The sequence below is a fragment of the Mycobacterium sp. genome, assembly GCF_049673265.1.
Lineage (GTDB): Bacteria > Actinomycetota > Actinomycetes > Mycobacteriales > Mycobacteriaceae > Mycobacterium.
The window spans coordinates 1-11300 of record NZ_JBATXN010000208.1 but is presented as its reverse complement, the minus strand read 5'-3'; the positions used below and the strand labels follow the sequence as shown (position 1 = coordinate 11300).

The 11300-nt window shown below is 64.0% G+C and carries 10 protein-coding genes and 3 pseudogenes; 3 read left to right on the top strand and 10 right to left on the bottom strand.

The features are described 5' to 3' along the window. Together WBF82_RS07415 and galT are read right to left on the bottom strand one after the other, a co-directional pair. Positions 1–738 (bottom strand): galactokinase family protein (locus WBF82_RS07415; protein WP_424382409.1); only part of this gene is annotated, 738 nt, incomplete at its 3' end. Beyond that, positions 735–1814, bottom strand: coding sequence for a galactose-1-phosphate uridylyltransferase (galT, locus tag WBF82_RS07410; RefSeq protein ID WP_424382408.1), 1080 nt, complete (start codon positions 1812–1814; stop codon positions 735–737). The genes WBF82_RS07415 and galT, both read right to left, overlap by 4 nt. A 126-nt stretch (positions 1815–1940) precedes the next feature. On the opposite strand from galT, the gene WBF82_RS07405 reads away from it, so the two are divergent. Then, entirely contained in the window at positions 1941–4046 is a 2106-nt protein-coding gene (locus tag WBF82_RS07405) for an FUSC family protein (RefSeq protein ID WP_424382411.1), read from the top strand. On the opposite strand, the gene WBF82_RS07400 is transcribed toward WBF82_RS07405, so the two are convergent. From WBF82_RS07400 to WBF82_RS07370, 7 genes and pseudogenes are all read right to left on the bottom strand, one after another. Next, on the bottom strand, positions 4024–4887 hold the full coding sequence (locus tag WBF82_RS07400) for an alpha/beta fold hydrolase (RefSeq protein WP_424382410.1): 864 nt from the start codon (positions 4885–4887) through the stop codon (positions 4024–4026). The two genes, WBF82_RS07405 and WBF82_RS07400, sit on opposite strands and share 23 nt — an antisense overlap. An 86-nt stretch (positions 4888–4973) precedes the next feature. Beyond that, positions 4974–5682 (bottom strand): annotated as a pseudogene (locus tag WBF82_RS07395) (GAF domain-containing protein). Positions 5683–5756: 74 nt separating this feature from the next. Then, positions 5757–5852: pseudogene (locus WBF82_RS07390) on the bottom strand (transglutaminase); the annotation flags it as partial. A gap of 278 nt (positions 5853–6130) precedes the next feature. Next, on the bottom strand, positions 6131–6544 hold the full coding sequence (locus WBF82_RS07385; protein ID WP_424382407.1) for a hypothetical protein: 414 nt from the start codon (positions 6542–6544) through the stop codon (positions 6131–6133). A gap of 391 nt (positions 6545–6935) precedes the next feature. Continuing rightward, positions 6936–7100: pseudogene (locus tag WBF82_RS07380) on the bottom strand (IS1634 family transposase); the annotation flags it as partial. 130 nt (positions 7101–7230) lie between these two features. Continuing rightward, positions 7231–8034 carry a transglutaminase-like domain-containing protein gene (locus WBF82_RS07375; protein WP_424382406.1) on the bottom strand — a complete coding sequence of 268 codons (804 nt, stop codon included), beginning with the start codon at positions 8032–8034 and terminating at the stop codon, positions 7231–7233. 13 nt (positions 8035–8047) lie between these two features. Beyond that, the gene (locus tag WBF82_RS07370; RefSeq protein ID WP_424382405.1) at positions 8048–8575 is read right to left on the bottom strand and encodes a DUF5994 family protein; all 528 of its coding nucleotides are present in this window, start codon (positions 8573–8575) and stop codon (positions 8048–8050) included. Positions 8576–8882: 307 nt separating this feature from the next. Between WBF82_RS07370 and WBF82_RS07365 the strand changes: the two genes are divergently transcribed. Beyond that, positions 8883–9086, top strand: a complete 204-nt coding sequence (locus WBF82_RS07365; RefSeq protein WP_424079552.1) for a cold-shock protein — start codon at positions 8883–8885, stop codon at positions 9084–9086. A 204-nt stretch (positions 9087–9290) separates the two neighbouring features. Next, a complete protein-coding gene (locus WBF82_RS07360) occupies positions 9291–9734 on the top strand; it encodes a DUF5994 family protein (RefSeq protein WP_424382404.1) in 444 nt (147 codons plus the stop codon). Here WBF82_RS07360 and WBF82_RS07355 read toward each other — a convergent pair. Next, positions 9724–11196, bottom strand: coding sequence for a flavin-containing monooxygenase (locus tag WBF82_RS07355; protein ID WP_424382403.1), 1473 nt, complete (start codon positions 11194–11196; stop codon positions 9724–9726). The two genes, WBF82_RS07360 and WBF82_RS07355, sit on opposite strands and share 11 nt — an antisense overlap. Positions 11197–11300 lie beyond the last annotated feature (104 nt).

The window sequence follows — 11300 nt, the reverse complement described above, 5'->3', positions numbered from 1 at the left end:
CCGCCGAGCATCGACCGGGTCGCCCACCCCGTCCAGTACCGAGATCCCACGATCCTGAATCTCCCGCAACGACACCACACCCACATCGGCGGCCGCCCGGTCACATGACAACCGACGCGCCGCGGATTCGCCACCGACGTGACCATGCCGCTCCCGGGAGTCGATCAACAACAGCGCGACACCAGACGCTGACGGATCGAACGCCACCGGCTCAACAGCCAGCGTCCGGAAATCGATCAGCAGCGCCGTCGACTCCGTACCGAACAGCGACGACAGCTGATCAAGCAAACCCGTTGGCGCACCGACGTACTCGTTCTCCGCGCGCTGTGCCAGCCGCGCCTGCTCAAGCCGATCGATCCGCCATCCGGCAGCGGTCACGAACGCCCCCAGCGCAGCGCACTCCAATGCTGCCGACGACGACAGACCCGACCCCATTTCGACATCGCTGGTGACCGACATGCTGCCCCCGCCCACCGGATGCCCGGCCATGCGCAGCGCCCACACCACCCCGGCCACATAGCCGGCCCAGCCGGTCACCTCACCCGGCTTGGTGCGCACTGGGATTCGCACCGAGCCGTCGACGCGGTCGCTGCACACCGTGATCGCCGAGGCATCCGATGGCTCGAACGTCACCACCGTGCGCTGCGGCAACGCGATCGGTAACGCCCAGCCGAGGTTGTAGTCAGTGTGCTCGCCGATCAGGTTGATCCGTCCCGGCGCGGCGTATCGGACCATCACCCCAGCCCTCGCAGCCGCTCGGCCACGGCCTCGGGCGTCACATCGCTGATGAACGCGTCCATCGCCGACTCTGAAGCCGCCAAATACTTGAGCGCGACCGCACTGCGCCGGATCGACATCAGCTCGACGTGAAAGTAACCCTCGCGCTGCGCGTCGGTGTCGGCATACTGATGCAGCGCCGAAATATAAGGCAGCGTGCCGGAATACATCCGATCGAACCGCCGCAACACGTCAAGGTAGATCCGGGCGAAATCGTCCAGCTCGGCTGCGCCAAGGTCAAGTAGGTTGTGCACGAACCGGTTCGGATAGATGTGCACCTCCACCGGCCAACGCGCCGCAAACGGCACGAACGCGGTGAACAGATCGGTGCGCGCCACAACCCGCGCACCGTCGACCTCGCGGGCCAATAGATCGGCAAAGACGTTGCCGCCGTGTGACTCTCGATACTCCGATGCCTGCTGCAGCATCGCTGCGGTCCGCGGCGTCAAAAATGGGTAGCCGTAGATCTGCCCGTGCGGATGGGTCAGCGTCACGCCGATCTCCTCACCGCGATTTTCGAAGCAGAACACCTGCTCCACACCGGGCATCGCCATCAAGTCCGCAGTCCGATGCCGCCACGCGTCGACGACAAGCCGGGCATGCGCCGTCGCCAACTCCGCGAACGACCCAGTGTGGTTGCTGGAGAAGCAAATCACCTCACAGCGGCCGATGCCCGGCGCAGACATGAACCCGTCGGGCACCGAGGGCGGCGACCCCGCCCCGGACAGGCTCGGAAACCGGTTCTCGAAGGCGACGACGTCGTAGTCGGCTGCGGGCACCTCGCTGGTCAACCCGGTCGGTCCCGGGCACAGCGGGCACTGATCGGGCGGCGGCTTGTAGGTGCGGTCTTGCCGCAACGCCGCGACGATCACCCACTGCCCGGTCGTCTGGTCGTAGCGCAATTCGGTTTGGTTCGGGTGACGCGCGGGCAGCGGGCGGCGGTCGTCGACCGGTGCCGGGCTGTGGCCGGGCAGCGAAAAGAACAGCAGCTCGCGGCCGTCGGCCAGCTTGGTCCGCGTCGGCTCCGTCACGTTCATTAGGGTCACGATAGACAGGGTCAGAACGAGAGAGGCTAATCACGAGTGTTCGGCCGGGCAACCGCGCTGTACCAGCGGGCGCAGAACTGGGCGATCGGCTCCGACCCCGGACTACTGCGGCTGCGGATGGCCGCCCGCACGACTGTCTCCTTGGCGATGGCGCTGCTGATCCTGTTTCTGCTCACCAAGGCAACCCACCAGCCGTTGACCGTCGCGCTGCTCGGCGTTCTGATCACCATGGTCGCCGGACGAGCGGTCAACGAACCTGACCCGCACAAGCAGAAGATCACGCTGGCGCTGCTGCCGCTGCCCGCGGCGCTGTCCCTCACCGCGGCTACCGTCCTGGCGCCACATCGGGTGCTCTGCGACGTGGTGTTCGTCGTCGTCGTGTACGCCTCGGTCTACGCCCGCCGGTATGGCCCGCGCGGGCGGGCGCTGGGGATGGTCGCTTTCATGGCCTACTTCTTCGCGCAGTTTCTGCGTGCGACGACCCGAGAGTTGCCCTGGCTGATCGGCGCAGTGCTGATCGGCACGGTGTGCAGCTTCGTGATGACCGTCGTCATCCTGCCCGATCGGCCCGAAGGCGTGCTGCGAGCGACCATGCGCTCGCTGCGGGCGCGGATGGCGATCGTCATCGACACCACCGCAGAGGCGCTCGAGGCCGGCAGGCTCGACGAACGACGGCGACGGCGGCTGCGGGCTCGGACCGCCCGGCTCAACGAGACCGCGTTGATGGTGCAAAGCCAGATCGAAGAGAAGGTCAACCCGGCCGTGCTGTGGCCCGACGTCAGCGGCGAGGACCTTGCGCTGTGGTTGTTCGACGCCGAGCTCACCGTTGAGCGGGTTGCCACGGCCGGCGGACGGGCCGCGATCGCCAGCGCCGACATACCCGTGTCGACTCGCGCCGACCTGGCCGGCGCGCTGTCCCAACTCGCCAGGGCGATCCGCCTGCCGCAGCCGGAGGGATTGCAGCGCGCCGCGCAGCTTGCGCAGGAGTTGCTCGATCATCCGTCTACGCCGGCCGCTAACCCGACGGTTCGTCGCCTCGCCCTGGCGATAATCGCCACGGCCTCAGCGGCTTCCGAAGTCCGCACGATGGTCGAGCGGGCTGCCGCGGAAACGTCGATGGCGCCGTCGTTCGAGGACAACGGCTCCGACGAGGAGCAGGCACACGGCGCCGGTTTGTTGCCTACGACCAAGCAAGCCATTCAGGTGGCGGTGGCGGCGTCGCTGGCGATCGTGATTGGCGAGGTGGTGTCGCCGTCGCGTTGGTATTGGGCGGTGATCGCCGCGTTCGTGATCTTCGCCGGCACGAATACCTGGAATGAGACGGTCACGAAAGGATGGGCGCGATTGATCGGCACCGCGCTGGGGGTGCCGGCCGGAATGCTGGTCGCCACAGTGGTTTCCGGCAACCGAACCGCATCGCTGGTGTTGATCTTCGTGTGCGTGTTCTGCTCGTTGTACTTCCTGAAGGTCGCCTACAGCGCGATGACGTTCTGGATCACCACCATGCTGGCGCTGCTCTACGGGCTACTCGGTCAATTCAGTTACCGCCTACTGCTTTTGCGGATCGAGGAGACGGCGATCGGCGCGGTCATCGGCGCCACCGTCGCGATTGTGGTGTTGCCGACCAACGCCCGCACCTCCATGCGCAACGACGCCCGCGCCTTTCTGACGACACTGGCCAACGTGATCGACGTGTCGGTGGCGACGCTGTTCGGTCGCGAGGCGGCCGTGAGCCCGACGGACAAAGCCCGGCAGCTTGATCGAGATCTGCAGCAGTTCCGGACCACCGCCAAGCCGCTGGCCGCCGGGGTCGGCGGCTTCTCCGGTCGGCACAGCGTTCGGCACGCCCAGCGGATGCTGGCCGCCTGCGACCGCTACGGACGGACCCTGGCACGCAACAGCGAGCCATTCGAGGAGGCCTCCCCGCGGCTGGCCGATGCCATCACATCGGCCGCCTCGCATATTCGACGCAGCATCGACGTGCTCACCGCTGCGCTGCACGGCAACCACGACGCCACCGTCATGCCCGCGACCGACTTCCTTGACGCCGCAGAGGCTTTCGCACGAGAGCACCGCGACGGCGACGAACGCTCGTCTCGGGCAAGACTTCTCGCGATCGTGCATTCACTGCGCCAGATCGACCGGGCAGTGGTCAGCGCTGCCGTCGACCTGGGCGCCGAGGACGTCGTGGCGGAGGCGGCTAAAGCTGGCCGTGCCGGGTGAGGAAATCCAATACCGCATCTGCGAACACGTCGTTTCGATCGCCGGCGACCATGTGTCCTGCGCCGCGGACGTCGACGAACTCGACTTGCGGAAAACGTGCCAGAAACTCGTCGGCACGGTCCTGGCTGACCAGGTCGCTCATCTGACCTCGCACCAGCAGCATCGGTACACCGCCCGCGAGGATCGTCTCAACCGCGGCGTTCATTCGATCGAGGTCGGCCAACTCAATGGGCGGAAGCGACGCGGTGCTGATGAACTTCGGGTCCCAGTGCCAGTACCAGCGATCACCGCGACGGCGCAGGTTGGAGCGCAAGCCGTCGAGATCGGTTGGCCGGGGCCGATGCGGGTTGTATTCGGCGATCATGTCGGCGACTTCGTCTAGCGACTCGAACCCCGATTTCATCCGGTCGGCCATGAAGTTGTGAATCCGATTCGCACCCGACTCGTCCATGTTGGGCACGATGTCGACCAAGACGACGGCGCGGGCGGTGCCAGGCGAAATCTCGCCTGCGAGAAGCATTGTCGTGAAGCCACCCAGGGACGCACCGACTAACACCGGTTGCGGCGGCACCTGGCGCAGCACTTGTTGAATGTCGAGGGCGAAGCTGGTCAGACGATAATCGCCGCCTTCCGACCAGTCCGACTCGCCGTGGCCGCGTAGGTCGACCGTGACCGCTTGCCATCCGCGCTCGGCCACCGCCGCAGCGGCCTTTCCCCACGAGCGACGGGTCTGCCCGCCGCCATGCAAGAACACCACGGCAGGCTTTTCTGGGTCGCCCAGCCGGTCAGCCACAATGCGCGTGCCGCCGACACCGTCGATGGTGAACGTTTCGGCCTCGATGGTCACCGTGTGATCCTAGATCGCGAGCGCAACTACAACGCAGCGCGTGAGTTGCTGGAGAGCCGGCAGTCGGAAGGTAGCCTCATTCACGGTTGACACTCCAGCCTCCGGGAAACGTCACGGCGGCGATCCCGGCATCCCATGAGGTCTTCGCCGAGGTCGACATCCGGCCCCGAAACGTGGTTGTGCCCGAGTTGCGCCACGAGCATGCCGGTGGCCTGGCTGACCTCCGCGCGGCTCAGTGCGTTCAATTCGGCCCACGCGCTGCTGTCCGGGTCGTTGACGGCGGCCTGCAGGTCGGAGTCGATGAGGTCAAGCAGGGGAGCGCCGGACAGCTCGGCGGCGACGACAGCGCCGGCCAGGTAGTCACCGGGTAGCTCGCCGGGTTGCGCGCGGAAAGGTCCAGGGCGCCGACGTTTTCCCCGGCCACCACGACCGGAATTGCGAAATACGCCCCGGATCTGGTGGCTAAGCATGGCGGGGCCGTACGCAGGCCATCGACCGTCTTTGGCATTGGCCAGGTCGCCGATGAGGACGGGGGGGCGCAGCGCGATGGAGTCCAAGCACCGCGCCCTCGCCGAGCGTGAATTGGAGTTCGTCATACATGCGCGCGGTCGCGCCGCTGGATCCCAATGTTCCGCTGGCGACCCCCGCGAAGACCAGTGAAATCGCCGCCGCGTCAATGCTGAACAATGTCACGCAGGCCTCGCAAATTGAGTCAGCGGCCGCTAGCCCTCGCCGGCCGCGCGAAGCTTTTCGTGGATCGCCACATCTAGCCGAGCGGGAATCGGGCATCGATAGCAGTGCGCGGATGCCGAGGTGGCGAGGGCATACCTCCACCATCCACTAGTTGGAGCCGATTAGCGAGCCTGGGTGCCCACCCAGAGCGAGACTCGCTCCAGCAGAGTCGTCGAGTCGACGTAGCTGCCGAATTCAGTTGCGGCAAAACCGTAGAACTTGTCAGCAATCTCGACTTCGAGCTCTGCGCCCACTTCTCGCTTCATAGCATCACAACCGGACGAGGCTCAGCCGCCAAGGCCCCGAGGTGCGCGGCACTTTACCCCGTTGGGCAGCGACTCACTTTCTCCCGTTGCCCCGCCCTCAGAATCCCATGTCGACTGTGCCACAAGCATTTCCCGGTGTCTGGCCCTCCTACGTACCCCCGCGCCGAGTATGTCTCTGAGCGTCAACGGGATGCGGGCAGCCGCCGGGACGGGCTGGCCCATGACGGCATGGTTGCCGATCACACGCGCCCCCCGTGTTCGATGGCCTCGGGCCACGTAGAGGTGCCCGGGTGCCGGATCGTCGCGCTGGACCGGCGGTTGTTCATGGGTTCGCGCTCCGACTTCTGGTGGTCGAGCTGCCGAATCAGCTCACGCTTCGCATCACCCAGGGCGTGGGTGATATCCGGGTTCTCGGCGACCGCTACCAGCGGCGTCAGGCCGGGCAGGCTGGTACGCAATGTGACACGCTGCTCCTTGCCGCCGCGGTCCTGGAGGGAGACCTCCACGTTCACACCGCGCGAACCCCACCTACCTAGATGCGGCCCGAGCGTGGACAACGTCTCCACCACATGTGGGTGCTCCTTCGCCGCGAAACCCGCACCTATACGGATCACATTCTGATGAACAACATTGCGGTGCTTGTTGTCAGACATTTTCATTGTGGCCCTTCAGTTGAGTGGCGGGCACCCAAGCGTCCGGGTGGTCCCGACCCGCGTCGCCGTCGTGCGGTGGCCTGGCCCCGAATCCGGGGATAAACGCACACCGATTCCAAAGGCGAATCCCTATGGCCACAGTAGACGACAATTTTCCGGGCTAGGCCTCCAGTAAACGCCCCGGTACTGTTGATGTCAACTTCGTTGGCGCGCAACGTGGTTCGCTCAGGCTAATGGTGTGCCCGACAACAGCATTGGGAGTGTTGTCATTCGCCGAGCATCGAGCTGTCGTGGCCGAATCTGCGGTATCGCCACCCTGCCGCCGCTGAACCAGCCTGGTCATCGACGTTGGGAGCCACGCGCGCACTGTGCGCTTAACGTCTCGGGGGTGTCCGGCGGCCAACCGCTGTGCCGCCGCAGCCTTCAGCGCCGCGATCCCGGCCTCATCGTGCGCCGAGCCCAGGTGCTCGATCTTGCGGGAGCCCCGCCGCGACGACCACACGACCTGCACCGCCGTCGCACCCGAGGACGTCTTCACGGTGCGGACATAGGCCACCCAGGCACCCTACGGCCCGCCGGCTAGTGCACAAATCCGCACCAGGAAGACAAGAAACGTACAGTTCACAGACCTACAGAATCACCGGACCGCCAACGGTGATAAAAGTCAGGTTAGACGCCCGTCGGTCTTAGCCGATCGACACAAGTTGGTCGATCGAGTCGATGGGGAGGTCACCGTCGCTGATCGCAGTCACCACCAACTTGTTCAATGCGATCGCACCCCCGTGGTTGTCCAGGAAGGCGATATCGGCGGCGTCGCGGCCGGTGGCAATGCGCACCAGCGTCTGCCGCGGCGCTAACAGGGTTCCGTCGACCACTCGCCACTGTTCCCCGACGAAAGCCTCGGCGACTGCGTGGAAATCCATCGGATACAGACCCGGTGCGTACACCGAAACCACGCGGGCGGGCACGTTGACCGCCCGGAGCAATGCGACTACCAGATGCGCGAAGTCGCGGCACACCCCTGCACCGGCAAGCATGGTCTCCACGGCTCCGTCGATTGGATCGCTGGAGCCCGGCACGTAGTTCAGCCGAGTACCCACCCAAAGGGAAACCCTCTCCAGCAGAGTCGTCGAATCGACGTAAGCGCCGAACTCGGTTTCTGCGAAACCGTAGAACTTATCGGCCTCCGCGTAGCGGCTAGGGCGTAGATACATGGACAAGTCGTGTTCCGTCACCGGCGCCGGATCGGTTCGGCCGACGATCGTAGCGGCGTAGTCGACGGTCAAGTTGCCGCCGGGAGCTTCCATCTTATGGATACGGTTGCCATGCACGCCGCTGATCTCTAAGGGCTGGACAGGCTTTCCATCCAACACAAACGACAACCGTTCCGACACTTCGGTATTAGGATGAGGCGCTACAGCAATCTGGAACTCGAGCGTTGTCGGCGCGGTGATCTCGACTCCGAGCTCTGCACCCACTTCTCGCTTCATACCGCGGGATACCTCAAACGGTCGTCTCCGAATCTGCAGTACCGACGTCGGCGAGTCCATCATCGCGCAGCCGTCGCGCGCACAGTGTGCTTTCAGCACGCGCCGCGCGCACAATGTCATCGGCGCACCGGAATGCATCGCTGTCCTGCTCTACGGGCATGATGTCGCGAGTGGCTGCTTGACGCATGATCATTCCGGCCAGAGGGTTAGGCGTCCGGCACGGTACGACGAGGAGATTCGCCGAAGCCTGACTACCAGTGATCGCCATCAGGCGCTGATGGCAAATTATGCGGACGGGGTCGGCCATACTTGCGCGCCTCACCGTGTCGAGATCTGGTGCACCTTGCAACGACGACCAATTCACGCTGATATCGACGATCTCGCCCAGCCGCGCGGACAGCGCGTCGATCAGGTCGGGAAGCTCGCGCGCGATTGACGCTGTGTGCGGCCACCACGCCCCGTCGAGGTCCTCCCCCAGTGCAGCAGCCAGCGTAAGCCTGACCGGGCTCGCCAAACGCCGACCGCGCACCGCGCGGCTCATGGTGCCGCGGTCGATTCGACTTCGACGCGCTGAGTGCATAAGTCTCGGTAGTCCATGGGCGATTCCTTCATTTTCGAGGTTGACCCGGCACACGAGTGCGGGACCGGCAAAACGAACCGATCGCAGTTGGTCATGTCCGGTCGCGATCACGCCCGAGGATCACCATGGCTACAAAAACGTTCTCCATCGACGCTACACCCGCGCGCGCAACTGATGCATCTGCAAAAGTTTCGCCTGATGGCCCCGTGCTACCCTCAGTCAAGGATGTTTTTCGTACATCCGTTCTAAATGAGAGAAGTTGAGAAGTATGGCACAGGGAACTGTGAAATGGTTTAACAGCGACAAGGGCTTCGGTTTTATCGCTCCTGACGGCGGCACAGAAGATGTGTTCGTGCACTTTTCGGAGATTCAAGGAAGCGGTTTCAAGTCGCTCGAGGAGAACCAACGGGTTCAGTTCGAGATCGGCCAGGGGACAAAGGGTCCTCAGGCAACGGGAGTGACACCCGTCTAACGACCGTTCGTCATATGTGGGCTGGCAGGCAAACCTCCTGCCAGTCCTCATTCGTTTAGAGGCTGCCGCGAACCCGAACGGGCTGGTGCGTCGGCTCACGAGTAGCGTTGTGGTATCGGCGGTATGTCGCACGCGACCGTTTGAGATTGTGTCATCGCCGATTCGATTGATTTGGCCGATTCGCGGCCAAGATGGGAGCGTCGCATGACGCTACAGCGAGGCCGAACCGTTGCAGGTTCGAAGTACACACCGCCCGAGAACACGCCGCGGCTGCGGTTAAAACCCAAGGCTCCCACTACCGGTTATGTGGACGGGGCATGGTGGCCGCACGGTGATGACCTGACGATTGAGCTTCCAGACCTGCTGGCGGTGCTGTCGGTACGACTCGGCCCTATTGATCGCGTGCTATACAACGTCACCGAATGGACAAAACCCCCAGCGAAACTGCACATCGACGGACGAGTGGTACGACTCGATTCATACGAGCGACAGCCGGTTAACACGATCGAAGTGCTCGGGCTTAACCGCAACAAGATCGTCCTGCTGGTCGTACCCGCTCGCACCGATCCAGACTTCGCACATGCCACGATGATGGCGGCTGCGGCCCCGAGCGACAGCTCGACGACAGGCCGCTTGCTTAATGGCTAGTTGAGTTTGCCGCGAACTGGTGGAACTCATCAAGGTTGACGTGCGATAGCCGCTGGGCGAAAGTCTGGCCGTTGTAAGGGAACTGGGTGACGACCTTGCCATTGGGGTGGCGGAAGTAGTTGTTGCAGTTGGCAACCCACACGGTTGTCGATAGTGCTTCCTGTATTTCAATGTTGTAGGCGTCGTGGACATGCTTCTTGATCTCCACCGCCCGAAGCTGTCGGCGACCCATCTCGTCCAACACGTGACGGACGAACTCCGACTGTGCTTCCAGGATGTAGATGATCGAGGTAACCCCGTTGGTGTTGGGGCCGTACAGCGTGAACAGGTTCGGGTATCCCGGCACCACGGTGCCCAGGTAGGCTTCGGCGCCGTCGGCCCAATCCTCGCGGAGCCGGCGTCCGCCGCGGCCATACACGTCGAGGCTGCCGAGGAAATCCACTGCGCGAAAGCCGGTTCCGTAGATCACGGTGTCGACCTCGTGCTCGTTGCCGTCCGCGGTGCGCAGGCCGTGCTCGGTGAACTCGACGATGGGCGAGGTTTCCAGCGTGACGTTGGGTAACGCGAATGTGGGGAACCAGGTGCGCGATTGCAGTGGTCGCTTGCAGCCGACGGGATAGTCCGGGGTCAGCTTGGCGCGCAGCTCCGGATCCTTGACTTTGCGAAGCAGATAGCTCTGCGCCATGCCGGTCAGCTCTTTGGTCATCGTGGAATCGACGGCGAAATTCGCCGATTCGTAGTCTTGGTAGGCCGCATCGCGGACCTTCAGTGCTTCCGCCGGGTCGCGTTCAAAGAGCTCCTGCTGCTCCGGGGTGAACGGCTCATCGTAGCGGGGTGAAACCCAGATCGGCGTCCGCTGGAACACCGTCAGGTGCGCGGTGTCGGCGGCGATCGCCGGCACGTACTGGACGGCACTAGCCCCGGTACCGATCGATGCAACACGTTCGCCCGCAGTGGATTTGGAGTGATCCCAATTCGAAGAGTGAAAGGCGCGGCCATGGAATCGGTCGGCGCCGGGGATGTCGGGGATGTTGGGAACGTCCAGCATTCCCACCGCGCTGACCACGACGTCGAATTCGCGGGACTGGCAGTCGTCGCTGGTCAGCGTCCAGCGCTTATCGGTGTCCGACCATCGCAACGTCGTGACGCGGGTGCGCGGTTTCAGATGCTTCTGGAGACGATGGTCGTTGACGACCTTTTCGATGTATGCCAGGATCTCCGGCTGGTCGGCGAACGTCTTGCTCCACCGTGGATTCAGCGCGAACGAGTACGAGTAAAAGTGCGATGGCACATCGCAGGCCGCGCCGGGGTAGGTGTTTTTGCGCCAGGTCCCGCCGAAGTCGTCGCCGCTGTCGAAAATCGTGAAGTCGTAGCCGCCATGGGCGAGCTGGATGCCCATCGCGATCCCGCCGAGACCCGCGCCGACGATTGCCGCCGTCGGCTTGTTCGGCGCTGTAGTCACAGGAAGGATTGTGCCTCATGAAGTCGAGTCACAGGAGTCACGGCCACACCAAGAGCTGACCATGACATGTGGTTTGGAAACGAAGACACATGCGATATCAAAGC